The sequence below is a fragment of the Parabacteroides sp. KHUB-02 genome, assembly GCF_056640955.1.
Genome location: NZ_JBWQEV010000001.1, coordinates 1,068,815 through 1,095,781, shown reverse-complemented (window position 1 = coordinate 1,095,781; position 26,967 = coordinate 1,068,815). Strand labels below are relative to the sequence as shown.

Here is a 26,967-nt window from a genome sequence, read left to right as displayed (position 1 = left end):
TTCAGCCCACAAAGTTAATATTTCTTTTCTATCAGCGAAACATTTAACTCGAATAATTTGCGTTATCACCGGCTTGTCATTCGCTTGATGATACTATAGGCGTTGTAGATACCCAATTCCCCTGCCTTGCTCAAGTCGGCGATGCCCCGGTTCACGTCACCTTGCGACAGACGGGCTAACCCACGGTTGTAGTAAGCCTCGGCAAATTCAGGGTCCCGCTCGATCGCCTCGTTGTAATCAACGATAGCGGCACGGAAATCACGCTGGGCGCAACGCAGATTCGCACGGTTAAAGTAAGCGTACACAAAACCCGGGTTCAGCTTGATCACCATATCGTAATCCCTCATGATCTGCTCATGCTCATAGGCTCGCTTATTATCCTTCAGCATAGCGCTCCGGAGGTCCACCGAGGTGTTGGCGTTTACCTGCGACTGTGCGGACTTACCAATATTCAAGTTCATTCCCGAGCCACTCAAGTCGTACGTATCCTTGCTAGCCTGCTGGGATTGGGTGTACATCAATTGCTTATAACGTTCCACGGCACGATTGAAATAAGCCATCGTGAACGACGGGTCTCGCTCGATCGCTTCCGAGAAATTCTTGATCGCCTCCGAGAAATCCTGCACCAACATGAAGTCCATCGCACGGCCAAAATAAGCGTTAGCGTTGTTCGGATCACGCTCGATCTCCGCCGAATACTCGTCGATGGAGGCGAAATGCACGGCGATTTGGTCCTCAGTCAAAGCGGCCTCCTCGTTCGTGATACGCAATTTACGCTTCAAGACCATCTGGCCATTGTAATCCTCCACCATCTTGTCGTAATAAACAAGTTTCTTTACGGGATCCGCCTTCTCGTAATAGGTCAAGACAAACTGGGGTTCCAGATCCACATGGACATTCCGGTCTTGTACACGCCCACGGACCTCACTTTGGTATTTACTTTTACGCTCCTGCTCCTTATCGTATACCACCAAGCGGTTGAACTTATTGATATTCTTATCGGATTGCTCACGAGTATTCTCCTCCGAATCGTCCGTCTTGGTATCTCCGTTCACCGCTGTATTGGAGCCAGAAGACGATGTCTTCGGGAGCTGTCCGTTCTTGGCCTGCTCCTCCATCTTTATGGCTGCCCAATAATCACGGTCTGCCCCCACGTTATCACCTAGCTTACGCTTTGCTTCCGAACGGCTCACAAAGCCTGGCAGGAAAGTAGGATATTGCTTCAAGACCACGTCGTAATCCTGCACGGCCCCCCGGTAGTCGCCCGTCTCGAAACGGAGCAACGCACGGTTGTAATAAGCCATATAGTTATCTGGCTCTTGCTGGATAACGACATCGAAGTCCTCGATAGCCCGGTTATTATCCCCGACTTGGAACCGAAGCAACCCCCGGTTAAACCGTGCGATCAAGTTCCGGCTATCCATGCTGATCACCTGATCGTAATCGGCCATCGCACCTCTCAAGTCATTCATCTGATAACGAACTAGCCCCCGGTTAATATAATATCCGCTCTCACGGGTATCCAGACGTAGAGCCTCGTTCAAATCGGCCAGAGCGTCCTTATAATCATCCATTTGATAATGAAGGATCGCACGATTGCCATACGCCGGCGCATAATAAGGATCCATCTCGATCGCCTTATTATAATCGGCCAAGGCTTTCAACGTATCCCCTTTCTCCAGATACATAGCGCCCCGTGTCATATAATTCATGGAATATTTCGGATGGGCGGTCATTAAATCATCGAATGTCTTCTCCGCCCCGTTGTAGTCTTTTTTCTGGATAAAAGCCACCGCCATATTCACCAGCATCTGGCGGTCCTCGGGTTTGAACTCAAGTCCTTTCTGGTAATCGTCGATCGCCTCGTCGTATTTCTCCTGACTTTGACGGGCGATGCCGCGAGCGTAATACGCTTGCGTTAAAAAAGGGTTCCGCTGAAGACATAAAGTACAGTCTTCCTCGGCCCCCTTAAAATCGTCCAGATTTATCTTCGCCACCGCACGGTAAAAATAGGGTTCCGCCAACCAAGGTTTGGATTTGATAACTTGATTGAAGTACTGAATGGAAAGAACATAATCCTCAAAATAAAGGGCGTTCCTGCCAATAGCCAATACACGGTCCGTATTAATCTGCGCAAAAAGCGAAATCGTAAATATCTGTAATATCAAAAAGAGTGTTGCCTTCTTCATCCTATTAAAAATGATTGAGAGGCAAAAATAAGTAAATTATCTTACTTAGACTCTATTTTTACCATTAAATGATTCTTCGTTATCTTATCGCCCTCTTTTACATTGAGCTCGACAACGACTCCCGATATGGGAGCGACCACCCGGTTCTGCATTTTCATCGCCTCATGGATTAGCAGAAGTTGCCCAGCCTCCACAGCCTGTCCTTCTTCTACCATAATCTTGATAATCGTTCCGGGAAGATGAGAAACCACGTCACCAGCCGACGGCTTATGCCACATCGGTCGGCTCTTATACTTCGCTGTCAGCAACGTCTTATATTTACGTGCCGTCACCACAAAGTCTACATATTCTTCTTGCTGGTGTTTCTTTTCCATACTCTCATCAATTTAGAACGGAGGCAAACCGTGCTTCTTGGCCGGTCTGTATTCCTCTTTTAGAATGGAAAGCTTCAGTGCGTGTAGCAATAATGAACGGGTTTCTTTCGGTTCGATCACAGAGTCGATAAATCCCTTGGAAGCCGCCACGTACGGGTTCGCGAATTTCTCGATATATTCTTTCACCTTCTCCTGACGCATAGCGTTCTGATCTTCCGCCTCCATGATCTCCTTGCGGAATATGATGTTAGCTGCACCTTCCGGACCCATAACAGCGATCTCCGCGCTCGGCCAAGCGAACATGAAGTCAGCGCCCAAGTGACGGGAGTTCATAGCTATATAACCTCCACCGTACGCCTTGCGCAAGATAACCGTGATCTTAGGAACAGTAGCTTCCGAATACGCATACAGAACCTTAGCCCCATGACGAATCACACCCGCATGCTCTTGATCTACGCCCGGCAGATAACCCGGCATATCCTCCAACGTGATGATAGGAATATTGAATGAGTCGCAGAAACGGATGAAACGAGCGGCCTTGTCAGCGCTATCACAATCAAGCACGCCGGCCAGAACCATCGGTTGATTGGCAACGAAACCTACCGTTTCTCCTGCCATACGGCCAAAACCGATCACAATATTAGCGGCCCACAACTCTTGAATCTCCAAGAAGTCCGAGTCATCGACGATACATCTGATAACGTCTCGCACATCATACGGCTGTTTCGGGTCCGCCGGAACTACTTGCTCGATATTCAGCATAGCGGACGGCTCTTTCGGCTCAACCACTTTCGCACGCTCCTGATTATTCCAAGGGATGAAGCTAACCAAACGTTTCACCTGATCGAAACATTCTTGCTCGCTCAAGGCATAGAAATGAGCGTTACCTGTAGTCTCTGCATGAACACGTGCGCCACCAAGGTCTTCCATTGAGATATCCTCACCCAGCACGGTCTTGATAACGTTCGGTCCCGTGATAAACATCTTAGAGATGTTCTCAACCACAAACACGAAGTCCGTCAACGCCGGAGAATAAACGGCACCACCGGCACAAGGACCGAGGATCAAGGAAATCTGAGGGATCACGCCCGAGGCGATCGTATTGCGATAGAATATTTCACCATAACCAGCCAAAGCACCAACACCTTCTTGGATACGCGCGCCACCCGAGTCATTGATTCCGATGATCGGACATTTCATCTTCAACGCATGATCCATGATCTTGGTGATCTTACGAGCATGCTGCAAACCTAACGAACCACCGGCAACCGTAAAGTCCTGCGCATAGATGCAAACCGGGGCACCAAAGATCGTACCCGTACCGGTAACCACACCATCACCCGGCAGAACCTTCTTCTCCATACCGAAATCACGGCCATCGTGTTTCACGAACATGTCATACTCATGGAAAGAGTTCTTATCCAACAAAGCCAAGATACGCTCCCGGGCAGTAAGCTTACCCATCGCCACTTGCTTTTCGATAGCAGCCTCACCACCGCCCATCTCGATAACGGCTTTCTTTTCCCTGAGGGCCTCAATGTTTTTACTTAAATCTGTCATATTGATTATTTATAGATTTATTATTTACCAACGGCTTTTGCCCGGTAAGAGCAACGAACCGTCCCTTTAATAATACTATTTAATTTGCCTTTGTTCAATTGACGGCGAATAGCGGAGACATTGTCGATAAAGACATGCCCCGTCAGATGCTCGCACTCATGCTGCACGATACGGGCGGCGAAACCTTCCACCACTTCCTCGTGTTCCTCCCAATTCTCATCCCAATATCTCACACGAACCGTTTTCGAGCGAGACACTTTCTCGTGTATACCCGGCAGGCTCAAGCAGCCTTCCTCCATAGCTATTTCCTCCTCGCTACGTTCCAAAAACTCGGGATTAATCAACGCACGCTTGAAACCCTTGCATTCAGGGAAGTCATCTCCCATCACATCACCGTCTATAACCACCAAACGGATAGACAAGCCCACCTGAGGAGCGGCAAGCCCTACCCCATCAGCATTATACATCGTTTCAAACATATTGGCAACCAACTGTTTCAAGTCGGGATAATCTTTAGGTACATCCTCAGCCTCTTTTCTTAGTACGGGCTGACCATATAAAAATACGGGTAAAATCATAAGTTATAACTGATATTTTTTACTTTCTAAATAAGCTTGCAAAATAATAACGGCGCTAATCTCATCGACCAATCCTTTATCTTGCCGTTTCTTTTTCTTTAAACCGCCTTCCAACATGGCCTTATGAGCTAAGACCGACGTGAACCGCTCGTCGTAATAAGTTACCGGGATACTTGGTATCGTCCTTTTCAGATGGGTCACGAACGCCTCCACATACTTCATGTTCTCAGAAGGCTCATTGTTCATTTGCTTCGGAAGCCCGACCACAAATAAATCCACCGGTTCCCGTGATATGTAATCCGACAGGTATTTCACAACCTCTCCACTTGGGACTGTCGCCACGCCGTTAGCGATCATTTGTAAAATATCCGTAGCGGCTATCCCCGTACGTTTCCGGCCGTAATCTATTGCAATTATTCTTCCCATCGAGCGCGAATATAGCATAAATATAAATACAGATTACACAAATCCGCAAAAAGTGTGCAACAAATCGGATCAATATGCATTCTTCTCTCCCTTGAACATATTCAGTACCGTAACCACAATAATCTTTAAATCAAGGAAGAACGTCCAATTCTCTATATACCACACATCTCTCTTCACACGTCCTTCCATCTGCTCCAGCGTCTTGGTCTCACCTCGGTAACCGGTGACTTGCGCCCACCCCGTTACTCCCGGTTTCACCAAATGCCGCACCATATACTTATCGATCAACGCCGAGTACTGCTCGGTATGCTTCAGCATATGCGGACGAGGGCCTACCACGGACATATCGCCCAGCAAGACGTTCACGAACTGAGGGAACTCATCCAGATTCGTCCGGCGCAAGAAATCGCCGATCCGGGTCTTCCGAGGATCGTTCTTAACGGCCTGCAAGGTATCAGCCTGCGCATTCACCTTCATCGTACGAAATTTGAAACATTCGAAGTCACGCCCATACAATCCCGTACGTTTCTGCTTAAACAAAATCGGGCCGGGTGAGCTTAACTTGATCATTATACCGACCACGATGTACAGGATCGGATAAATCGTGAGCAAAATCACCAAAGAGAAAAATATATCGAACGTTCGTTTCAAGAACCGGTTATAGGCGGATTGCAAAGGCTCTCGGCGGACCGTCAGCAATGGGATCGATTCCATCACCTCCATCACCATACTCTTCTTTACATCCCGGTAAAACTCGGGCACGATATAGAAGCGCACCATCTTCTTCTCGGCGAAATTCAGAAGCCGTACGATCTTTCCGTTGTTCGTACCCGGCAAGGTACAATAAATCTCATCGATATCATGCTCCAGCACATACGCTTCCACCTCGCTCGTCTTGCCCAAGTAATTAGGTAAAACGTCTTTCAACGAGTCATTGTCATCAAAGAATCCCTTTACGCTAAACCCATAGCTCAAATCATCTTTCATGACTTGGTAAAGCTCCATACCATTCTTTCCGGCCCCCACAATCACCACCTTCTTAAAGTTATAGCCTTTTCGCCTGTACAACTTTAAAGATAGGCGCACCAAAACCCGCCAAAGCGAAAACAAGATGATAGAAACCCCGTAATAGACCAAGAGGAAGGTTGCCAGAACATCTCCCACATTCAAGAAGATCAAACAAGTAGCGAACAAGAAGATAAGTACGGTAACCAATCCGAACGCCCGTTGCACGATCTTGTCGATAAACACGACCGCCTGATGCAATTGAATCGGGATAAAATATAAAGAGAAGAAATAACAGAAGTTCAATAACAGAATAACCTCTCTCAAATTATAGGATATCGCTTCCGTGTATTTCGGGCCAAGCAGATGAAAAACGGCCATAAACAAAAGATTCAATACGATCAAATCTCCTACACCAATCAGCCATTGGATTAAATAACCATGTTTTTTGTTCAATATCATAGCAATTCGATAAATTCTCACAAAAGTAAGTATTTTTCGGCGCAAAAAAAAGGCCGCACTTAGAAGTACGGCCTTTTTAAAGTATTAATTCGTAAATTAATTATTAGCGCTCATAATTACTACACGGTTCCAGCTATTTTCGCCATAAGGTTGTTCGTCCGAACCTCTCCACTCGATAGTGATCTGGCTAGAAGAGATACCGTATTTATCGATAAGTTCCTTAGCGACCGCTCTAGCACGTTTCTCAGAAAGACCCATGTTATAATCAGAAGTACCCGTCTTCTTGTCAGCGTAACCAACTACCTTGATCGGAGCATTGTTGTTCTTCATGAACTCAGCTGTGTTATAGATATTGATCTGCTGGTTCTTGTCGATCTTAGCGCTGTTGATGCGGAAGTAAACCACATTGTCAACGTAGTTATTTACAACTTCAGTAACTGTCTCTTGGCACTCAGGGCAAGAAACCGGACGTTTGCTCAACTCATCGTTAGCAGCACGCAAAGAGTTGATCTGGCCGTTCAAGTCGTTCAACAAAGCGTAATCCATCGGCTCCAATACCTCGAAGTCTGTCTTACCCAATTTGAATGTCAAACCAGCGCTCAACTGAACGATACCATCTGTCAGGTGATTCATCTCGACACGGTTAAACTGCTCGTTCAACAAAGAACCTTGGATCTCAACGTTCAAATCAACACGTTTGCTCAAACGGAAAGCGGTTAAGATACCAGCGTTCAACGTAGGAGACTCCGTTCTTGGACGATCATAAGACTCTGTAGTCTTGAAACGCTGCGCATAACCAAAACCGACCCAAGGAATCAAGCGGAACACTTTAGATTCTCTGTAAGGAGCCCAGAAGTTAGTAACATCCCACAACAAGTCTACGTGAGCGGCTACATATTTATTATGTTGCATAAACTGTGCGCCATCACCTTCAAAACCGTGGATAATACCACCATTTAACTGGGTACGGAATCCTAAATACGGATTAAACCACTTACCAAAAGATACTTGTGGAGCGAAGTTTAAACGATTCTTGAAATCAGCCTCTCCATTTTGGTCTCCTAACAATACGCTGGCTCCACCCGCAATTGAAATAAACCAATTGTCGCGAGCTTTATTCTTCTTGAAATTAGTCTTATAACCAGCCTCATTGCTGAACCCCACCTGCGGTTGATATTCCTGTGCTGCCACAGAGAATACAAAACCTGATAACAAAGCTAAAAGTAAAACCTTAGTCTTCATATTTTCAACATTTTAATTAAACAATCAATTACCTAATATCTTAAAATTGGCACAAAATTAACTCTTTTTGTAATTACAACAAATAAAATCTTCAAATTGTTTCGAACTCACTCGAAATAGTTCAAAATTTTATAGCCCCCCTCTTTCAGATAAGACTCCTTCTTCATTAGTTTTATATCGTTCTTCATCATATCCTCAATTAAAGCCGCTAATGAATACTCCGGTTCCCACCCTAAACGAGTACGTGCCTTCGTAGCGTCACCGATCAGCAACTCTACTTCCGTAGGGCGGAAATACTGCGGATCTACTCCTACAACTTCCTCACCCACACGTTTCTTAAAGTTTTCCAGATAGGCATCACCAACCTTCTTGACGAACAATCCCTCGTCTATCGACTCTAAGATAGCGACCTCGTCTATCCCTTCTCCTTTAAAGCGGATTCCCACGCCAATTTCCTCAAAAGCCATACGGATAAAGTCCCGAATCGTGGTAGTAATCCCGGTAGCTATGACATAATCCGAGGGTTCATCTTGTTGCAAAATAGCGTACATGGCACGCACGTAATCTTTTGCGTGTCCCCAATCCCGTTTGGAGGAAAGATTACCCATATAAACCTTTTTTTGCATACCCAAAACGATACGTGAAACCGCCCGGGTTACCTTACGGGTCACGAATGTTTCTCCCCTTAATGGAGACTCGTGATTAAACAAGATGCCATTGGAAGCGTGCATATGATAGGCTTCCCTGTAATTCACCGTAATCCAGTAACCGTATAGTTTCGCTACGGCATAAGGGCTTCTCGGATAGAAAGGAGTAGTCTCCCTCTGCGGCACCTCTTGCACCAAGCCATACAACTCAGATGTAGATGCCTGATAAATACGTGTCTTCGGGATCAAGTTCAGCAAGCGGACCGCCTCTAGGATACGCAATACGCCCAAACCATCCGCATTCGCCGTATATTCGGGAGTGTCGAAACTTACTTTTACATGGCTCATGGCGGCCAGATTATAGATCTCATCCGGTTGAACCTCGCCAATGATACGTGTAAGATTCAAACTATCCGTTAAATCGCCATAATGCAGAATCAAATTACGGTTTTCCACATGCGGGTCTTGATACAAATGATCGATACGGTCCGTATTGAACATGGAAGAACGACGCTTGATACCATGTACCGTATATCCTTTCTTAATCAAGAACTCAGTAAGATAAGCCCCATCCTGTCCCGTAATACCCGTTATTAACGCTACTTTGCCCATTTCTCTAATTTTCAATTTTCAATTCTCATTTTTCAATTCCCAAGTACCATTCATAGAGTCGCTTCACGCCCTCCTCGATCTCGATCGTATGGCGCCAACCCAAGGCATGCAACTTGCTTACATCCGTCAGCTTACGAAGCGTACCGTCCGGCTTGGACGAGTTAAACCTCAACTCGCCCTCGAACCCGATCTCTCGCCGGATCAGTTCGGCGACCTCACGGATCGAAAGCTCGATACCCGTACCTATATTAATATGTGTATTCCGGACCTCGCCCTCCTTCTGGCGGACATCCTCGAAATCCACGTGTTCCATGATATAAACAGAAGCGTCGGCCATCTCCTCGCTCCATAAAAACTCACGAAGCGGCTTGCCGGTTCCCCACAGCTCCACCTCGCCCGGACAGATACCCTGTTTATCCAATACGGAGAGTATCTCCGGCTCGGAGGCCTTCCCAGACACGCCCTCTACCGGACGAATGTCCATATCCTTACGCAAGGCCTCCCAATCTCCTGTATGCAGGCATTTCGCCAGATGGATCTTACGGATCATGGCTGGCAACACATGCGAGGTCTCCAGATTGAAATTATCATTCGGCCCGTAGAGGTTAGTAGGCATCACGGCGATATAGTTCGTACCGTATTGCAGGTTGTAACTCTCGCACATCTTGATACCCGCTATCTTGGCGATCGCATAAGGCTCGTTGGAATATTCCAAGGGAGATGTCAGCAAGCAATCCTCCGGCATCGGCTGCGGAGCCTCACGGGGATAGATGCAGGTGCTTCCCAAGAATAATAATTTCTTTACATCGTTTTTCCAAGAGGCATGAATGACATTATTCTGGATCATCAAATTATTGTAGATAAAATCGGCACGGTACAGACTGTTCGCCATGATACCGCCGACGTGCGCCGCCGACAAGAACACATAGTCCGGCCGTTCAGCGGCAAAAAACTCGTTCACAGCGGCTTGATCCGTCAGATCCAGTTCCGCATGCGTACGAAGCAGAAAGTTCGTATACCCTTTGCTACGCAAATTATTCAGAATGGCGGAGCCTACCAAACCCCGGTGACCGGCAACAAATATTTTACTGTCTTTTTCCATCGATATCTCGTATTCTGAACTACTTCTACTTATTAATCAACCTCATCAAATACTGGCCGTACTGATTCTTAATCATCGGCAAAGCCACTTGCTCAAGTCGCTTCTCATCAATCCATCCTTGCTTGAAAGCGATCTCCTCCAGACAAGCCACCTTCAGTCCCTGTCTCTTCTCGATCACCTCCACGAAAGTAGATGCCTCAGACAACGAGTCGTGAGTCCCGGTATCCAACCAAGCGAATCCACGTCCCAATAGCTGCACTTTCAACTCCCCATCCTTCAAGAACCACTGGTTCACGGTAGTGATCTCCAGCTCTCCACGGGCGGAAGGCTTGATATTCTTGGCCACGTCCACCACCTTGTTCGGATAGAAATACAATCCTACCACGGCGTAATTCGATTTCGGTTCCTTCGGTTTCTCCTCGATACTGAGGACGTTCCCATCCGCATCGAACTCGGCCACGCCATAGCGTTCCGGATCGTTTACGTAGTAACCGAACACGGTCGCTTTTTGTTCGTTCTCCGCCTTGTCAACGGCCTCTTTTAACATACGGGTAAAGCTCTGTCCGTAAAAGATATTATCACCAAGCACCAAGCAAACGGAGTCATCGCCAATAAAGCGCTCTCCAATGATGAAAGCTTGCGCCAATCCGTCCGGCGAAGGCTGCTCGGCATATTCAAAACGAACGCCATAATCGGAGCCATCGCCCAGTAAACGACGAAAGCCCGGCAAATCCTGCGGGGTCGATATAATAAGAATCTCCCGTATCCCCGCCAGCATGAGCACGGATACCGGATAAAAAATCATCGGCTTATCATAAATAGGTAGAAGTTGCTTGGAAACTCCTTTAGTGATCGGATACAAGCGGGTACCCGATCCACCGGCTAAAACTATACCTTTCATATTCTTTCCATTTTGTTCGACAATACTCGCTTAGGATCGATTCCACACCGTCCCTAAAACTATACAAAGTTAAACAAATAATAATAGATTAGCGCATGGTTTTCAAAAAATCGTCCATATTCTGATACAATGGGACGCCATAGCGCGCACAAGTTAAGCGCACATTATCATACCGGTAAAAGCCGGGCTCGCAAATCACCCGCAACTTTCCGGAGCGCATAAACAGCCCCATCTCCAATAAAGTTATCGGGGATTTGCTGCTCGCCAGAATGTTCATGATAATCAGATCGGCTTTCTCCAGATGCTCCAGTTCCCAATTCACCTGATGCTCAAAATCGGACATCTCCCCGCTCAACCCTTTATCCCTACGAGGATTGAACAAGAGATACCGTCCCTCCGGAAGCGCTCGGAACCAGTCGCAGGTAGCCTTCTGCCAATCCACACTTTTCCCCATATCGATCGTGCCGGCCAAAAAGATTTTTTGGTATACAGCTTCATCCAAATCCTTATTTTCAGTATCGGGATACAAGACAACGACCTCAGATTGGGCAAACCCTCCCATCGGCACCAAAAACAAATATAATATACACAGTACAATATTTCTCGTATTCATGTCTCAAAGCTTACTTTTCAAGCAACAAACTTCGCAAAAAAACATGAATCCAACAAATACATTCACTTTAAATGTGGGCAACAGTCTTGTATATACTAATAGGATATCACGAGAAGTAGTACTTACTTGGACGGTGAAGTATATCTCCTAGGGTACTTGCAGTATATCTTCTCCAAGGAGAGGAGTATATGTACGTGTTTTTTCGAAAACACGTACATGTTTTTGGGAAGGGCTCGGCATGTCGCAAAATCATGGGTTCAGCCCATAAATCGTAGCTTGTACGGCATGCGATAAGATATAAGCGGCAGGCGTGTCGTTTGAAGGAGAATAACCCTTGGAGAGCCTCTGGATTACGGGTTCCTTGTTCGTGCCCAGTATCGGGACCAATAAGGGGGCGCCGTTCAAGATAAGCGGTCCCGTCATGGTGATCCGGTATTGGCCGGTAGAAGGTTGCTGGGATACCGCATAGTTACGGCTATCCGACAATAGCTCCATGGTGGTAGGGAAAATGGATGCCGTATGGGAATCCTCACCTACGCCGAGGATGATGCAATCGAACGTAGGCATTTGATTGAACAACGGCAAGAATTCCTTTACGACCCATGAATAACGCATCGCCTCGGTACCCGGCTCGTTCTCGCCCTTGATCCGGTGGATATGATCCGCCGGGATACACAAAGGCTTAAAAAGCAAATGATTCGCATGACCGTAATTACTATCCGGACTCGTTGGTGGAACGCAACGCTCGTCCACCCAGAAGAAACGGATGTTATTCCAGTCAATCTTATCCTTATACTCATCTACCCAGAGGGAAAACATATGCTTCGCCGTCTCCCCTCCCGAGAGCGCTAAGTTAAACGGAGCGAAGTCTTTGCGGCGAATCATCGCCATCATGTCCTCCGTCATCGACCGAAGCGCCTCTTTCATCTCATTGTATCTCTTTATTTCCATAAAATTATCTTCTTTGGCAGGCGCAGACTTTCTTTTCCGCACCTAAAATAACAGTTTCCTCCGGTCCGTCCTCACCCGGCTCATAGAAGAATAAGTTCTTCGAACCCTCCTCTTTCCAATGGAGCAAGATCGGATCGATAAATTTCCAACTAGCCTCCAAAGCGTCGCTACGAGCATACAAGGTAGAATCGCCCAGCATGGCATCCAGCAACAGACGCTCGTAAGCGTCAGGAAGATAGCTCTTCGAGAGGGAATCGTAGCGGAAGTCCATGCTGACTTGCTTCACCTCGAAACCGGCTCCCGGCATTTTCAGCCCGAACTTCAAGGATATACTCTCGTTCGGTTGGATACGGATAGTCAATTTATTGCAGGAACCTCCCGAACATTGACCGACAAACAGTTGATGGGGCGTAGACTTGAAGTGGATCACTACCTCCGATGACTTCTCCGGCAACTTCTTTCCCGTATAGAAATAGAAAGGCACACCGCTCCAGCGCCAGTTATCGATAAAGAATTTCATCGCCACATACGTCTCGGTATTCGAGTCAGGAGCTACGTTCTTCTCTTCCCGATAACCGATATATTGTCCACGGACAACCATCTTATCCATATCCAACACCGTATACGGGCGTATGGAGCGGAATACTTTCACGATCTCGTCACGAATCGGTTCCGGCTCGAATATAGAGGGAGATTCCATGGCGATAAACGACATCAATTGCATTAAGTGATTCTGGATCATATCCCGCATCGCCCCGGCTCCATCATAATATTTCCCTCGATTCTCCACCCCCAAGGTCTCAGTAGCGCTGATCTCGATGGAATCGATATAATTATGATTCCACAATGGCTCGAAAATACCGTTCGAGAAACGCAATACCAAGATATTCTGCACGGTCTCTTTCCCCAGATAATGGTCGATACGATAAATCTCCTCCTCATGGAAGATATGTCGTAAATGATCATTCAACTGGCGGGCAGACTCCAAGCTGGTGCCAAACGGCTTCTCCACGATGATCCGCCGGAAACCATCCGGAGACTCGGTCTTGTTCAAACCACTCTCCAGCAAACATCGCGGGACGATCTCGTACATCACCGGCGGGGTAGCCAAGTAATAGATGATCTTATCCGGCAAGTCGTGTTTCTCTTGCAAGAACTCGATGCGCTCACGCAATTTGTAGTATTCATCGGCGTTGGTGGAATCGAAGGCGAGGTAATAAACATTCTCCAAGAAGTCATCGATCAAGCCCTCGTCGTAGGTCTTTCCCTTCTGTGCCTCCAAGATATGCGTATGTTGCTCCGCACGGAACTCCTCATCGCCATAAGCGGTACGGGCGGCTCCCAAGATGCAGAAGCGGTCGGGTAGCAAGCCACGAACATATAACTCGAACAAAGAGGGAAGCAACTTGCGACTGGTAAGATCGCCCGACGCCCCGAATATAACTAATAATTGATTATCTGCTTTCTTCATGTCTTTATACGTTATAAGTTCCAGAAACCGTCTTTCCTCCCTCACCCGTCCAGTTGGTATGGAAAAACTTACCACGCTCCCAATCGACCCGCTCATAAGTATGAGCCCCGAAATAATCCCGCTGGGCCTGAATCAAGTTAGCGGCGGAATGCGGGGTAGACAGTCCATCGAAATAGCTCAACCCCGAGCTCATCGCCGGCAAAGCCACTCCATGCAAGGCACCCTCGGCTACCACTTGCCGCCAAGCCAACAAGGAAGACTCGATCTTTTGAATAAAGAACTCATCGAATAAGAGGTTCTCCAGATTCCGGTTCTTCTCATAAGCCTGCGTAATTTTCTCCAAAAAGACAGAGCGTATGATACATCCCTTCCGCCAAATCTTGGCGATCGTACCGTAATCCAACTGCCAATCATATCGCTTAGAAGCTTGGTACAACAAAGAGAATCCCTGCGCGTAGGAAACCAACTTAGCGGCATACAAAGCCTGCTTGATCTCTTTCTCCGAGATCAAGGTCTGCCCCAGCACGCCACTCTTCGGATAAAGCGAGGACGCTTTTTTCCGTTCTTCCTGCATGGAAGAAAGCATACGGGCATAAACAGCCTCGGTAATCAATGTCAGCGGATCATTCTCGTCCATAGCGGCGATAGCGCTCCATTTACCGGTACCCTTCTGGCCGGCGGCATCCAATATCTTATCTAGCAGGTAGCCCTCCCCCGCCTCGTCCTTGAAGCGGAGAATATCGGCCGTAATACCGATCAGGTAGCTATCCAGCTCTCCCGTGTTCCAATCCTCAAAGATACGAGCCAAGGCCTCATTGTCCAGATCCAGACGATTCTTCAATAAGGAATACGCCTCGGAAATCAACTGCATATCTCCATACTCGATACCATTGTGTACCATTTTCACGAAATGGCCGGCTCCACCCGGACCAATCCATTGGCAACAAGGCGTCCCGTCGTCCAGCTTGGCGGCGATGCTTTGCAAGACATCCTTCACCAAAGGCCAAGCGGCAGGCGAACCACCCGGCATCACGGAAGGTCCGTACAAGGCACCGATCTCGCCTCCGGAGATTCCGGTACCTACGAAGTACATCCCATGCGCCTCCATCTCCTTCACCCGGCGTTCCGTATCATGGAAATCCGAGTTACCACCATCAATAATCACGTCACCGGGTGATAAGTAAGGAATCAATTGAGCCATCAGCTCATCCACCGGGGCACCCGCTTTTACCATCAGCATAATCTTGCGAGGACGCTCGATAGACTCAACAAATTCCTGTATCGTATGGGTTCCTATAAAATTCTTTCCTTTTCCACGACCGCTCATGAAGCGGTCTACCACGCCTTCCTCTCCCGGCGCTGTACGATTATAAACGGATACGGCGAACCCCTTACTTTCCATATTCAACGCAAGGTTCTCGCCCATCACAGCCAAGCCGATTAATCCAATATTTGATGTTTTCATATTTATGTTTTTATTTTATTAATCCAAATAAATCATTTAAAGCCTCACTCATCGACGGATGGGTGAATATCGAATCCCGAAGGAATGTGTAATCTTGCCCGAGACGCATCGCCAAGCTAACCGTATTTATGACTTCGCTGGACTCGGCGCAGAATAAGGTACATCCTAGGATCTTCCCGTTATCCGCATCTACCACGGCTTTCAGCAAGCCATCCGTCTGCTCGATGGTACGGGTACGAGGCATAGCGGCGGCAGGCAGGCTGGCCACCTTTATATTTTTCTCCATCTTACGGGCTTGCGTCTCGTTCAACCCGACATGGGCCAACGGAGGATCGATGAATACGGAATAAGCCACTGCTTCCCGATCGTCCAAGCTCCGGAAACCATTACCAAACAGCTCTTCCCGGATAATACGGTAATCATCCAAAGACAGATAGGTGAATTGTAATCCTCCATGTACATCCCCGATCGCCCAGATATTAGGGATATTGGTACGCAACTTACTATCCACCTCGATAGCGCCACGATTAGTCGTCTGTATTCCGGCGGCCTGCAGATTTAGGCTTTCCGTATTCGGTTTACGGCCGGTAGCCAAAAGCACCGCCTCGGCTTCCAGTCGCAAGGTATCTCCCGAGATAGCGTTACGGCAGATCACCGCAGCCCGCTCAACATCCTGCTCAATCGTCTGCACAACTGTGTTCAAATGAATGGTGATCCCTTTTTTCTCTAGCGTGGACTTCACCGAATCGGCGATGTCCCGGTCCTCACGAGGGATGAACACCTCCCCTGCCTCCAAGATCGTTACCTTCGACCCAAAACCGGCGAACATGGAAGCGAATTCCAGCCCGATATATCCGCCTCCGACAATAACCAGATGCCGTGGCAGTTTCTCCAGTTCCATAATGGAAGTACTTGTATATACGTAAGGATTATCCTCGATACCGCTTATCGTAGGAATAATCGTCGTGGCTCCGGTATTGATGAATATCTTCTCGCCTTCCAGCAAGAAAGAGTCCGTATCCGTTTTCACGACAATCTCATAAGGGGAACGAAAAGAAGCCTCTCCGGTATAGACCGTTACGGTCTCCCGATCATCCAGATTCTTGAAATTCTTCTCACGAAGCAAAGAGGTCAGTTTCTCCTTGGCGAGGATCGCCTGCTTAAACTCCTCCGCATATTGCTCGAAGGTAGAAGGTCTGCGATACCCTGTCACTTGAGCGTAATGTACAAGCGCTTTCGTCGGTATACAGCCGATATTGATACAAGTACCTCCGTACATACCCGTCGAACGCTCCACCACAGCTACATTCCATCCATGGTTGGCCAAATCCGCCGCCAAGGTTTTTCCACCTTTCCCAAAACCAATAATAATCGCATCGTACTTTTTCATCTCTGATTTATCTTCTTTTCGTTAGACATTAAAATAACATTCGTTTTAACCTAATTGTTGCGAATTTCATATTGCAAAAATAGCTCCAGCCCCTATTTTACAAAATGGCTGTTCAACCTATAAGTTTAGCCATTTTTCCCGAAACAACAAAATAACGGACAATATGCTTCGCCTCATCCTTCTCTACGCCACCTAACGCACTCGTTAAGTCCACCGGAAAATATACATTTATGGACTATGTAAAGGTAGGGTTACCTTTACAAATCGTGATGGGAATCGTGATGGTATTTATATCACCTTTATTATTCCCATTCTAAACATTCGCACATGCATTTTAGTTTTATATTTGCAGTTGTAAAACAGTACAAGAAAATTTATGGATATACCGTTTAAACCGATTAGGTTAGAAGACAAAGAGATCATAACCTCATTTACATTTCCCAGCGATTATCGCAATTGTGATTTCTCATTCGCGAACATGTGCAGTTGGCGTTTCTTATATGACAGCGAATTCGCTATCGTGGATGGCTATTTATTAATCCGTTTCATGATCGAGGACAAGAGCCGTTTCGCCTATATGATGCCTGTCGGGGATGGAGATTTAGCGGGTGTCGTTCGTTTGCTAGAAGAGGATTCCTTAAAATATGGACATCCGCTCTGTATGCTGGGTATCACCCCCGACGCCAAGGAGCAACTGGAAGGCGCACTTCCCGGAAGCTTTTTCTATATCCCGGAGCGGGATTATTTCGACTATATTTATTTACGGGAGGATTTAGCTACCTTACGGGGTAAGAAATATCAATCCAAGCGTAATCATATCAATAATTTCAAGAAACGTTATTCGTACGAGTATGTCCCTATCACGCCGGATATCGTACCGCAATGCCTGAAACTGGAATGTAAATGGTATAAGGCAAATAATGGAGATAATGACGAGGAAGAGCTTAATGACGAACGTCGCTCCCTTACCTATGCCTTGCATCATTTTGACAGCCTAGGCCTGATCGGTGGCGCTCTCCGGGTGGATAACGAGATTATCGCTTTCTCTTTCGGGGCCCCTATCAACCATAATACATTCGGGGTTCACGTGGAGAAAGCGGATGTGAATTTCGACGGTGCCTATACGGTGATTAACCAAGAGTTCGCTTCTCACCTTCCGGAACAGTATACTTACGTGAACCGGGAGGAGGATCTCGGCATACCGGGGTTGCGCCAAGCGAAGCTTTCTTATCAGCCTACCATACTATTAGAGAAGAGTGCCGCAATAAAAAAGCAACTTACGCAAACTAAATAAATTATGGACAAGAAACAACAAATCGTAAACTTATGGCGTACCTGCTTCGGGGATTCCGAGGCATTTATCAGCCTTTATTTTGATCGTGTTTACAAGGACGAGAACGCAATGACCATCGAGAAGGACGGTAAAATAGTATCTGCCTTGCAGATAGTTCCTTATACGATGACTTATTTGGGTACCGAGATCTCGGTGGCCTATATCTCCGGGGTGTGCACGGCTCCGGAAGAAAGGGGTCAGGGGCTTATGCGGCAACTCTTGCAAGAGACATTCGAGGAAATGGAACGGCGTGAGGTCGCTATCTCCGCCTTGATCCCTGCCGATCCTTGGCTATTCGACTATTACCGGGAACAGGGTTATACCGAGGCATTCGATTATTCCGTGGAGACGTATATCCGCCCGAATACGCCGGTTCAACTCCCGAAGATAACGGTTATCCAACCGGAGGTACCGACAACCGACGAATTGTTCGCTTATTTCAACCGCAAATTACGTGAACGCCCTTCCTGTATCTTGCACTCGCAGGATGATTTCATCACAATACTCCGGGATCTGCAATTAGATAACGGAGGAATGTACACAGCCTTGGACGAGAACGAGAAGGTGGTTGGCATGGCTTTCGCACTGCCTCTTGAGGCGGGTACAGCGCCGTCCGACAAAAAGCTTTTTATCAAGGAACTTCTTTACGACTCGGAAGAGATCAAGGAATTACTATTGCAAGAGCTTACCCTGCAAAATAACATATCGCAAGCGACGGTCAATACCCCTCCCACCCCTCCGGGTACCTTACCTATGGGTATGGCCCGCATCATCGACACGAAACGCATGATCCACCTCTGGCTATCCAAACAACACGAAAGCCCCGTCTCCAAAAAAGACTTGGAACAAATGGATAACCAAACGCTAACACGACAGTTGATGGGGTACCAAGGGAGGACGGCTTATATGAGTTTGATGCTGGACTGACAAAGAAAATCCCCTAGCTAAGACGATTTTTGGCTAGGGGATTTTATATATAAATATATAACTACTATTATTTCTTTACCGGCTTATGATAAACATATTTCTCTTCCGGATTCATATACCAATTTTTCTGGCTTGTGCCTGATGAAGCAGACCATTCCTTAAATGCCGGGTATGCTTGATCAATAGAAACGACTTCTGACGCATATTTAAAATCACTCATCGGGATAATAAATCCCCACATTGTCTTATCTGAATTGTCAGGGTCATTAGCAACATAATTATTTGTCTCAGCTTTAACCCGATCAGTCGGTTTATAACCAGCCAAATGGACTTCTGAACGATTCTGGGCATTACCACCATTTACTATAAAGAAATTCAAATAGAACATATCCAGATCATCTGATGAAACAGGACTGTTGAATTCGACCTCATATTGCAAAGTTCTTATGCCATAATCGTTAGCATTATTAAATGTATTCACGGGCACTCGCTTATCCACATTACCCATAATCCTATGCGCATCATCAAACAAAGGTAGCACCGCAGCAGAAGGATTCGACTCTATTTCATTTGCCGATTCAAAATATCCATTATTGGCAAACACGCCATTCGGCACAGAAGCTTTCGTTATCTTGGCGGTCGTTAATCTATCAAACTGGATACCTGCTCCCAATGTCTTTGTAGCTCCTACCGCAATCAAGTTGACAGTTAAGATCATACTTTCTACATTGTTTGCGCCGTCCATAACCAATTGACTCTGTATGCCCAACACCAAATCATTCATATCATAATCACCAAAAGCAGGCCAATTATCTTCCATGGCGAATGTATAGTAGGGACCATTGGGAACTTCTATCGGATAATTAGGATTAGAAGGAGGATTTGTCGAACCTTGATTACCATCACCCGTGCAATCGCCCGCAGGAATTGCAATTGAAGCGTTTTTATCAACCTGCTTACTTCCACCAGACAACGTTAGATTTTTCGAAAGTTCATTCCCTTTCCATAAGTCTCCCAACAATTCCAAATTCCCATCCAACGAAAGCGTTCCTCCCGATAAATTAATTTGCGTGAAATCCAATAAGGCATAATCTGAATCCTTACACTCTATCTTGTTCCAACTTTTAAAAGATGCCAAATTCTGCCCTGACACATCATCTGTATCCGTAATTCTGAAAATCGAGTATTTTTCCATTTCACACTCAATCTCTTTCGCATCCATATATCTTGCTTCAAGCAGAGTAGAAGCACCCAAGAACATACCAACATTGTAAAGCGAAAGTCCGGCTTCAACATTAATCTTACAATGATTCTCTATCCGTCCACCATTGCCACTATTTTCTGCTGTCATATTAATATTAGTAGCCTTAATCGTACCATAATTTATTAGCTCAACAGCATGATTTTTCGATCTATATCCCGAAAGAATTACTTCTCCATAGTTCTCAAGATCATAATCAACTAATTTGTAAGCGGGTTTAAAACTATCATCCGGCTCTCCAAACTTCGCTCCACTTTTCACAACCAGCCTAGCGCCGTTACCTTGTGATTGTCCATCAGCTTCAAGGATTTTCAAACTACCCTTCTGGTCCAAAACAATAGTAGCCCCACTGCTTCCTATAAGAGTTGAGACAGACAATGCCCCTTCTACATATAATGTCACACTTCCGACCAGAGTAAGGGCCTTTGCCTCATAACCTTCTCCGACAAGCTTATACTCCCCTTCATACAAAGTAATAGAACCTTTATCCTTAGAAGCCATATTAAAAAACTCCTGGGCAGAAATCAATCTAGCTTTTCCTGAATTATAATTATCTTCTCCACTTCTCAATAAAGATTTAGTTGTTGTACCAACGGCAGAAGCTGGCTTAAAATCGCAAGCCAGATCCTTCATTGAGGGATCTACTAATACGGTCTTCACCGATTTTCCTTTTCGGGGATCAATCTGCATAATGTAAATTGTTTCTAAAGCTTGGGGCAATGTCATCGTGCGAACATACGGCTTATTCCCGTTGGCCACACCACCATATAATGGTTTAGCATCATCGGCATAGAAAGGATTCACGTCATATACCCATACTTGGTAATCATACTGGCCATTGAACTCATCATTCACCTCTACGGTTAAAGTCATTTGACGAATAGTAGCTGTCGATTGATTGAAATCATTAGGCAAAGACGGATCCGGCTTCTCCGGAGTAGGCGGAACCGGATCCGGCTTAGGTTCGTACACATCGGTAGTACACGCCGCCAATAGAACGCAAAGCGCGATAGCGACACATTTCATTGTTGATTTAATCATTGTTTTCATATCATTGAAGTTTTATTATTCACCTATCCCCTATAAACATTCAGTAATCCACAACCTTGTCAATACAGCGTCATTTTGGCGTTGGCAAGACATTCATCATCATTGGTTGCCAATCATAGAATCGATATATTATTTATTGAACAACAAAAGGATGTGCCTTAAAGCACATCCTCCGCATAACTAGTTCTTCATTCTGTTTTGTTTGTAAAGAGATCATATTTTATTACATTGTCCTCTACATAATTTAAATACCACCCCGGCGTATTATCACCTTTAATCCAACTCCCGAAACCCTCATAAGCATCATCGATACGAATCGTCTCTTTAGGATAAGTAGCGAAATCTTGTGAAGGTATACTTAAAGCCCACATCAAACCAGTCTCATTCGACACATAGTCTGCCGTACTATTATCACTAGATGCGGCTTTATCCGTACCTTTATAACCCGCTATATGAACTTCATTTCTACGATCAGAATCAAAGCCATTGGTAACAATAAAGAGATTAAAATTATTAACGTTCATGACTCCATCAATAGGTGTATTGAAATTAACTGTCACTTCGTTCACTACAGGCTCAGCTGTTATCTTATAAGTATTAATAGGTGTTCTTTCCGAGCTACCTAATAGAGAATGTGCATCCGAGAACAACTGGATCACAGCATTCGTCTGTCCTTGCTCAGCGCCAGAAACCGCCGAAGCGGGAATACCATCCAATTGGAAACCAACCCCAATTTGCTTTGTAGCGCCGGTGGCATATAGCGTATAGATGATTTTAGCAGACTCCGTCTTGCCCCCGATCTTTTTATTATTTATCTGGATACCTATTACCAAATCATTCATATCATAATCGCCGGTAGTAGGCCAATTATCCTCAAATAAATAAGTATAAGGTAAAGTCTCAACTTCTTCATACGACGGATCTTGATCTCCATCTCCTTCTCCCGGATTCTGATTTCCTGAATTTTTATTACAATCATCTTCATCTATCTCTACAGATGCTTGTCCTTGCGCAAATGTAGCCGGAGCATTCAGTTTATAATAGTTTACATTCTTGTCATGATGATCACATTCGATCTCAAGCATACCTGAATACTCTACACTATTCCAACCACCTAATATTACCTTATTTGCTCTAAACAACGCATATTCCGGGCTATCAGACGTACCTGATATGTAATTTGTTTGCGTCGTAAAATGCACTCCAGCATCTTTATCATCATCAGTACAATCAAAAATGGAAAACGCATCCATATACATGTGCAAACCACCAGCCGTAAATTTATCACACTCAAAACCAGAATAGGAAGCTAAAATTATAGTTCCACCGTTAACATCGCATATATCCGTCTCAAAAACACAAGCGTTATATATCTCTCCATTTGTTAACATCAATGTTTTCTCTATATCAAATTCTCCATAATTTACAATGAGGTTTGTTTTATCAGTAGTAGACAGCCCACCTGTAATGTCCATTTCTCCATCATTATAAATTGAAGCACTTGAAGTTAAAGCCAAAGAATAATTTCCATTTGCCTTCTTTCCATTCAACTCAACATCTCCATGATTAATCAATCTTGATTGAGCCGTGAAAGACAAGCTCAATTTTTTGTCATCATCATCATCTCCTAAAGAGCCATCCTTTTCTACCGCTATTTGAGCGTTACCCACACAGTTCAATACTATATTGTTTTTACCAGCAGTCAACTCGCCATCACTTAATATATAAATCTTCGCATTATTCTGCAAAGTTAAGTAATCAGTGGTTAGTTTGGCTTCACCTTTTATATATAAGCTAAAATTCCCCTCTCCCGGTAAAGAACTTATATTCAACTTTGCATCCTTGTTTACGATATATTTTCCTCCAGTTTTAATTTGTTGCTTTCCACTAATCGCAGTCGCACCTGACGGACTAAAATCAACCTCTGGCATTTCGTAACTTGCGCTACGCAACACTGAACCAGAAGAGCTTTTAGTATTGGCAATCGAACCCAAATTACAAACCATATCACCATCTTGAACAGGAAAAGCATAAACTCTTTTTCTCTTAAAGGGATCAGTTTGACGTATAAAGATTTCATTTTCAGAATCCGGAATACTTATATTCACGTTAAATGGAACTTTACTATTCACTTTCTGTCCTGCCAGCAATCTCGCCCTTTCATCAATAGCTGGATTGCCAGCAAAGGCCTCTATTGTATAATAATATTTTCCATCATAAGCATCGACTATATTTACAGTCAAGTTTCTCGACTTGGATATCGAGTTCACTATATCCACAATTGGATTTTCCGGAATCTCCGGCTCCGGAGTTGGAGTAGGATCCGGCTTCGGCTCATACACATCCGCCGTACAAGCGGCCATCAGCGCCGCGAACAGGAACAGCGCCATGAACTTCACTTTCGTAAAAATACATCTCTTCATATGCTTAATCATTAAATATTTCCCCTATAACACTGTTAAAAAAAAAGTTGTATATTTTAATCAACTTGTTGAGTATTATCGACAGCAAAGGTAGACTTTATTATGACACGAAGTCCTTCAACAGGCAAACATTATTACATCAATTAACTATAATTAATAACATATCCAATAAAAAGCCATTGATAAATAGACAATATTTATCTCATGCCGTATTAAAAAAGAATAAAAAACACACTTTTACCCCCCTACTCCAGCCACTCAAGCAACTCCTTACGCCAAGACTCCCGTTCACGGCGAAGGCGGTCGGTGTCGGAAGGGATAAGGCCCTTGGCGATCTTCTCGTCGTAATAGCGGAGGATATGGCGGTGGGCGATGATGAGTTGCTCGAGGGACAGCGCCTCGTTGGGCTGGAGTTGATCCATTCATGCCCGCGCGAAAACGCCGTGACGGATATGTAGTTCCCGCTCGAAGGTATGCCGCATGCGGGGATAAAGGCGGTCCAGATAAGTGAGTACACGTACGGTTAGCGCACGGGAGGTTTGGGATGTTCCGGTTTTTTCCATGTAGAATTCTTTTTTGAATGTTTTAGCATATTATGTCCCCTGCAGGGACACTTTCTTGGCCAAGCAAGCGGAAAGGCCTTAATTTGAGCAAAATTAATAATTTATTTTCATATGGAACAACTACAATTACCTGTTTACGCCTCTTGCGTGTCGAAAGAGGAGCCGAGAATGGAGACAATCCTTGAGATATACAACCGGATCGTGGGCGAGGAGCTGCGACCGACGACCGAGGAGTACAGGCGTGCCATGCGGAAAGGCGACCCCGAAGTGACGGCGAGGATGAAGCGGACGGCATTTCCCGCCTTGATGCCCGCCTGCGTATGCGCCGGATTCCGGCGAAAGGAGTGCGTAACGCGATATACGGGGCTTTGCCAAGTAGACTTCGACAAGGTGCCCGCAGAGCGGACGCATGAGGTGGCGCTCCGTCTCAAGGCCTTGCCCGAGACCCTTCTCCTCTATCGCTCGATGGGCAACGGCCTCCACCTGCTCTACCGCTACGAGGGCGATTACCGGCAGGCCTTCCGGCAAGGCAACCAATATTTCGCCGAGCAGGCGTCGCTCCCCTACGACCCGTCGTGCGAGCCGATCGTGCATCTCAGCTCGTTATGCCACGACCCGGAGGCTTATCTCAACCTCTCGGCAACGGCTTTCGTACCCGACGGGCATGGCGAACGTCCCGAGCCGGTGCGGACTACCTCCGGCATCTCTCCCGAGACCGCGGGGAACTCCGGCGGGACGACGCCCTTGACCTCCGACGAGATCTGCCGCCACGCACGAGAGCTGGTGGAGCGGCGGATGCCATTCATGCAGGGGCAACGGCATAACCACCTCGTGCGCCTCTGCTACTTGCTGAACGACTACGGCGTGTCCGAAAGCGATACCGAGATGTGGATCGCCATGAACTACGCCGACTATCGCGACGAGAACCCCGCCCTCCTCGTCCGCTCCGTCTACCAACGGGCCACGGCCAGCTTCGGGTGCCGCGAGCGCCCTTCCCACCGCCCTTCCGCCCGGAAGGCCAAGGACACCAAGACCTCCGGGGGGCGGAAGGCACGGGTGGCCGACGAGGGCGAGACGGATGACGGGAGGAGGAAAATGACACGCACCGAGATCGTGGAGCAATTCCTGCGAGGCAAGCCCCTGCGCTACGATATCATCAGCCAGAAGACGCAGCGCAACACGGAATCCTCCCCCAACGCGAATTGGAAGGATATGACAGACCGCGACACCAACTCGCTCTACTGCGAGTGTTGCCGGACGACCTCCCAGAACATCAACCAGCCCACCTTCCGTGCCGTGCTGAGCAGCGACATCATCCACGAGGTACACCCGCTGCGCGAGTTCATAGAGGAGCTGCCGCCTTGGGACGGGCATACGGACTATATCTCCCAAGCGAGCGGCATGGTGCACGTGAAAGACCCCGCCAAGCAGTCCCTCTGGACCTCCTGCTTCAAGAAATGGTTCGTGGCCATGGTAGCCTCATGGATGGCCGACGAGGTGACGAACCATGAGATACTGGTGCTCATCGGGCGGCAAGGTATCTACAAGACCACGTGGATCGACCGGCTGATGCCCCCCCAGCTCGTCCGTTACCGTAGCAAGCAGAGCGCCACCGGACGGCTGGACAAGGATGAGATGCTACGTTTCTGCGAGTTCGGGCTGATCAACATGGACGAGATCGACAGCATGCCGGATCGCGAGGTGAATACCCTGAAGTCGCTCATCACCTCGGACGACATCATCGTACGGGCCGTCTACGCCACGAACAAGGAGCGTCGCATACGCCTCGCCTCCTACGCCGCCAGCGGCAATAAGGAGCAATTCCTCACCGATACCTCGGGCAACCGCCGCTGGCTCCCTTTCGAGATCGAGAGCATCGACTCGCCCTTCGAGCATCCTCTCCCCTACGCCGGGATATACGCCCAAGCCTACCAGCTCTCGAAAGACGGCTTCCGGCATTGGTTCGATCTCGACGAGATAAAGGGCCTCGAGGAGCACGTGGAGGGCTTCATGGAGGAGACCAACGAGGGGCAGTTGATCCCCGTTTACTTCGCCGTGCCCACGCCCGGGCAGGAAGAGGCCGGCAACGCCATCTTCCTCACCCTAGCCGAGATCGGCGCCAAGCTGACCGTATGGGGCGCCATCCGCAGGCCGCTCAGCCTCCGGCAGCTGGGCAAGGTGATGACGAAGCAGGGATTCAGGTGCGTAAGGAGGGGAAACGGCAAGCAAACCGGTTATCTGGTGATCGAGAAAACCTCTACCTTCATCGAGGCCGAGCGTAAATTGAAAGCCCACTGACAAGCGGCCCGGGGCGTGGCCGGGGGTACGATGGTACGATTCGATTCAATATCTTATTAAAATTTTTAGGTTTTTGATATAATAGATTGATAAACAATATTATACAGACCTGTTTTTTATACGG

At 46.8% G+C, this 26,967-nt stretch carries 22 protein-coding genes; 3 read left to right on the top strand and 19 right to left on the bottom strand.

Going from position 1 to position 26,967, the window contains the following annotated elements:
• Nucleotides 1–65 precede the first annotated feature (65 nt).
• From ACYIA1_RS04730 to ACYIA1_RS04660, 15 genes are all read right to left on the bottom strand, one after another.
• Complete coding sequence (locus tag ACYIA1_RS04730) at nt 66–2,189, bottom strand: tetratricopeptide repeat protein (RefSeq protein WP_122382314.1); 2,124 nt, start codon at nt 2,187–2,189, stop codon at nt 66–68.
• A gap of 41 nt (nt 2,190–2,230) precedes the next feature.
• Nucleotides 2,231–2,563 carry an acyl-CoA carboxylase biotin carboxyl carrier protein subunit gene (locus ACYIA1_RS04725; protein WP_005857691.1) on the bottom strand — a complete coding sequence of 111 codons (333 nt, stop codon included), beginning with the start codon at nt 2,561–2,563 and terminating at the stop codon, nt 2,231–2,233.
• Nucleotides 2,564–2,575: 12 nt separating this feature from the next.
• Nucleotides 2,576–4,123: an acyl-CoA carboxylase subunit beta gene (locus ACYIA1_RS04720; RefSeq protein WP_005857693.1), complete on the bottom strand. Its 1,548-nt coding sequence runs from the start codon at nt 4,121–4,123 to the stop codon at nt 2,576–2,578.
• A 20-nt stretch (nt 4,124–4,143) separates the two neighbouring features.
• A complete protein-coding gene (def, locus tag ACYIA1_RS04715; protein ID WP_005857695.1) occupies nt 4,144–4,701 on the bottom strand; it encodes a peptide deformylase in 558 nt (185 codons plus the stop codon).
• A 3-nt stretch (nt 4,702–4,704) separates the two neighbouring features.
• The gene (gene ruvX, locus ACYIA1_RS04710; protein ID WP_008772415.1) at nt 4,705–5,127 is read right to left on the bottom strand and encodes a Holliday junction resolvase RuvX; all 423 of its coding nucleotides are present in this window, start codon (nt 5,125–5,127) and stop codon (nt 4,705–4,707) included.
• A 69-nt stretch (nt 5,128–5,196) separates the two neighbouring features.
• Nucleotides 5,197–6,594, bottom strand: a complete 1,398-nt coding sequence (locus tag ACYIA1_RS04705; RefSeq protein WP_122369414.1) for an undecaprenyl-phosphate glucose phosphotransferase — start codon at nt 6,592–6,594, stop codon at nt 5,197–5,199.
• Between the two features lie 96 nt (nt 6,595–6,690).
• Nucleotides 6,691–7,836: an OmpA family protein gene (locus tag ACYIA1_RS04700; RefSeq protein ID WP_005857701.1), complete on the bottom strand. Its 1,146-nt coding sequence runs from the start codon at nt 7,834–7,836 to the stop codon at nt 6,691–6,693.
• A gap of 107 nt (nt 7,837–7,943) precedes the next feature.
• The gene (gmd, locus tag ACYIA1_RS04695) at nt 7,944–9,095 is read right to left on the bottom strand and encodes a GDP-mannose 4,6-dehydratase (RefSeq protein WP_005862995.1); all 1,152 of its coding nucleotides are present in this window, start codon (nt 9,093–9,095) and stop codon (nt 7,944–7,946) included.
• A gap of 25 nt (nt 9,096–9,120) precedes the next feature.
• On the bottom strand, nt 9,121–10,197 hold the full coding sequence (locus tag ACYIA1_RS04690; protein WP_005862998.1) for a GDP-L-fucose synthase family protein: 1,077 nt from the start codon (nt 10,195–10,197) through the stop codon (nt 9,121–9,123).
• A 25-nt stretch (nt 10,198–10,222) separates the two neighbouring features.
• On the bottom strand, nt 10,223–11,098 hold the full coding sequence (rfbA, locus tag ACYIA1_RS04685; protein WP_005863000.1) for a glucose-1-phosphate thymidylyltransferase RfbA: 876 nt from the start codon (nt 11,096–11,098) through the stop codon (nt 10,223–10,225).
• 88 nt (nt 11,099–11,186) lie between these two features.
• Nucleotides 11,187–11,711 carry a nucleoside 2-deoxyribosyltransferase domain-containing protein gene (locus ACYIA1_RS04680; RefSeq protein ID WP_005863002.1) on the bottom strand — a complete coding sequence of 175 codons (525 nt, stop codon included), beginning with the start codon at nt 11,709–11,711 and terminating at the stop codon, nt 11,187–11,189.
• Nucleotides 11,712–11,960: 249 nt separating this feature from the next.
• Complete coding sequence (gene pgl / locus ACYIA1_RS04675) at nt 11,961–12,662, bottom strand: 6-phosphogluconolactonase (protein WP_008778414.1); 702 nt, start codon at nt 12,660–12,662, stop codon at nt 11,961–11,963.
• 4 nt (nt 12,663–12,666) lie between these two features.
• Nucleotides 12,667–14,133 carry a glucose-6-phosphate dehydrogenase gene (zwf, locus tag ACYIA1_RS04670; protein ID WP_480334536.1) on the bottom strand — a complete coding sequence of 489 codons (1,467 nt, stop codon included), beginning with the start codon at nt 14,131–14,133 and terminating at the stop codon, nt 12,667–12,669.
• A 4-nt stretch (nt 14,134–14,137) separates the two neighbouring features.
• The gene (gnd, locus tag ACYIA1_RS04665; RefSeq protein WP_008772422.1) at nt 14,138–15,598 is read right to left on the bottom strand and encodes a decarboxylating NADP(+)-dependent phosphogluconate dehydrogenase; all 1,461 of its coding nucleotides are present in this window, start codon (nt 15,596–15,598) and stop codon (nt 14,138–14,140) included.
• 10 nt (nt 15,599–15,608) lie between these two features.
• Entirely contained in the window at nt 15,609–16,988 is a 1,380-nt protein-coding gene (locus tag ACYIA1_RS04660) for an FAD-dependent oxidoreductase (protein ID WP_048928225.1), read from the bottom strand.
• Nucleotides 16,989–17,364: 376 nt separating this feature from the next.
• Here ACYIA1_RS04660 and ACYIA1_RS04655 point away from each other — a divergent pair, with 376 nt between their 5' ends.
• The gene (locus ACYIA1_RS04655; protein ID WP_259012692.1) at nt 17,365–18,282 is read left to right on the top strand and encodes a DUF2156 domain-containing protein; all 918 of its coding nucleotides are present in this window, start codon (nt 17,365–17,367) and stop codon (nt 18,280–18,282) included.
• A gap of 3 nt (nt 18,283–18,285) precedes the next feature.
• The gene (locus ACYIA1_RS04650; RefSeq protein WP_005863012.1) at nt 18,286–19,248 is read left to right on the top strand and encodes a GNAT family N-acetyltransferase; all 963 of its coding nucleotides are present in this window, start codon (nt 18,286–18,288) and stop codon (nt 19,246–19,248) included.
• A 67-nt stretch (nt 19,249–19,315) separates the two neighbouring features.
• On the opposite strand, the gene ACYIA1_RS04645 is transcribed toward ACYIA1_RS04650, so the two are convergent.
• The 4 genes from ACYIA1_RS04645 to ACYIA1_RS04630 all read right to left on the bottom strand — a co-directional run bounded on the left by ACYIA1_RS04645 (nt 19,316) and on the right by ACYIA1_RS04630 (nt 24,545).
• Complete coding sequence (locus tag ACYIA1_RS04645) at nt 19,316–21,559, bottom strand: LruC domain-containing protein (RefSeq protein WP_022192212.1); 2,244 nt, start codon at nt 21,557–21,559, stop codon at nt 19,316–19,318.
• Nucleotides 21,560–21,747: 188 nt separating this feature from the next.
• Nucleotides 21,748–23,982 carry an LruC domain-containing protein gene (locus tag ACYIA1_RS04640; protein ID WP_022192213.1) on the bottom strand — a complete coding sequence of 745 codons (2,235 nt, stop codon included), beginning with the start codon at nt 23,980–23,982 and terminating at the stop codon, nt 21,748–21,750.
• Between the two features lie 245 nt (nt 23,983–24,227).
• Nucleotides 24,228–24,404, bottom strand: a complete 177-nt coding sequence (locus ACYIA1_RS04635) for a hypothetical protein (protein ID WP_154291697.1) — start codon at nt 24,402–24,404, stop codon at nt 24,228–24,230.
• Nucleotides 24,405–24,545, bottom strand: coding sequence for a hypothetical protein (locus ACYIA1_RS04630; RefSeq protein ID WP_154396232.1), 141 nt, complete (start codon nt 24,543–24,545; stop codon nt 24,405–24,407).
• A gap of 111 nt (nt 24,546–24,656) precedes the next feature.
• Between ACYIA1_RS04630 and ACYIA1_RS04625 the strand changes: the two genes are divergently transcribed.
• The gene (locus tag ACYIA1_RS04625) at nt 24,657–26,843 is read left to right on the top strand and encodes a VapE domain-containing protein (RefSeq protein ID WP_057319647.1); all 2,187 of its coding nucleotides are present in this window, start codon (nt 24,657–24,659) and stop codon (nt 26,841–26,843) included.
• The last annotated feature ends 124 nt before the right edge of the window (nt 26,844–26,967 follow it).

Coding starts and splice junctions, on each gene's coding strand:
- ACYIA1_RS04730 (WP_122382314.1), bottom strand. CDS start 2,189: ATGAAGAAGGCAACACTCTTTTTGATATTACAGATATTTACGATTTCG.
- ACYIA1_RS04725 (WP_005857691.1), bottom strand. CDS start 2,563: ATGGAAAAGAAACACCAGCAAGAAGAATATGTAGACTTTGTGGTGACG.
- ACYIA1_RS04720 (WP_005857693.1), bottom strand. CDS start 4,123: ATGACAGATTTAAGTAAAAACATTGAGGCCCTCAGGGAAAAGAAAGCC.
- def (WP_005857695.1), bottom strand. CDS start 4,701: ATGATTTTACCCGTATTTTTATATGGTCAGCCCGTACTAAGAAAAGAG.
- ruvX (WP_008772415.1), bottom strand. CDS start 5,127: ATGGGAAGAATAATTGCAATAGATTACGGCCGGAAACGTACGGGGATA.
- ACYIA1_RS04705 (WP_122369414.1), bottom strand. CDS start 6,594: ATGATATTGAACAAAAAACATGGTTATTTAATCCAATGGCTGATTGGT.
- ACYIA1_RS04700 (WP_005857701.1), bottom strand. CDS start 7,836: ATGAAGACTAAGGTTTTACTTTTAGCTTTGTTATCAGGTTTTGTATTC.
- gmd (WP_005862995.1), bottom strand. CDS start 9,095: ATGGGCAAAGTAGCGTTAATAACGGGTATTACGGGACAGGATGGGGCT.
- ACYIA1_RS04690 (WP_005862998.1), bottom strand. CDS start 10,197: ATGGAAAAAGACAGTAAAATATTTGTTGCCGGTCACCGGGGTTTGGTA.
- rfbA (WP_005863000.1), bottom strand. CDS start 11,098: ATGAAAGGTATAGTTTTAGCCGGTGGATCGGGTACCCGCTTGTATCCG.
- ACYIA1_RS04680 (WP_005863002.1), bottom strand. CDS start 11,711: ATGAATACGAGAAATATTGTACTGTGTATATTATATTTGTTTTTGGTG.
- pgl (WP_008778414.1), bottom strand. CDS start 12,662: ATGGAAATAAAGAGATACAATGAGATGAAAGAGGCGCTTCGGTCGATG.
- zwf (WP_480334536.1), bottom strand. CDS start 14,133: ATGAAGAAAGCAGATAATCAATTATTAGTTATATTCGGGGCGTCGGGC.
- gnd (WP_008772422.1), bottom strand. CDS start 15,598: ATGAAAACATCAAATATTGGATTAATCGGCTTGGCTGTGATGGGCGAG.
- ACYIA1_RS04660 (WP_048928225.1), bottom strand. CDS start 16,988: ATGAAAAAGTACGATGCGATTATTATTGGTTTTGGGAAAGGTGGAAAA.
- ACYIA1_RS04655 (WP_259012692.1), top strand. CDS start 17,365: ATGGATATACCGTTTAAACCGATTAGGTTAGAAGACAAAGAGATCATA.
- ACYIA1_RS04650 (WP_005863012.1), top strand. CDS start 18,286: ATGGACAAGAAACAACAAATCGTAAACTTATGGCGTACCTGCTTCGGG.
- ACYIA1_RS04645 (WP_022192212.1), bottom strand. CDS start 21,559: ATGAAAACAATGATTAAATCAACAATGAAATGTGTCGCTATCGCGCTT.
- ACYIA1_RS04640 (WP_022192213.1), bottom strand. CDS start 23,982: ATGAAGAGATGTATTTTTACGAAAGTGAAGTTCATGGCGCTGTTCCTG.
- ACYIA1_RS04635 (WP_154291697.1), bottom strand. CDS start 24,404: ATGGATCAACTCCAGCCCAACGAGGCGCTGTCCCTCGAGCAACTCATC.
- ACYIA1_RS04630 (WP_154396232.1), bottom strand. CDS start 24,545: ATGGAAAAAACCGGAACATCCCAAACCTCCCGTGCGCTAACCGTACGT.
- ACYIA1_RS04625 (WP_057319647.1), top strand. CDS start 24,657: ATGGAACAACTACAATTACCTGTTTACGCCTCTTGCGTGTCGAAAGAG.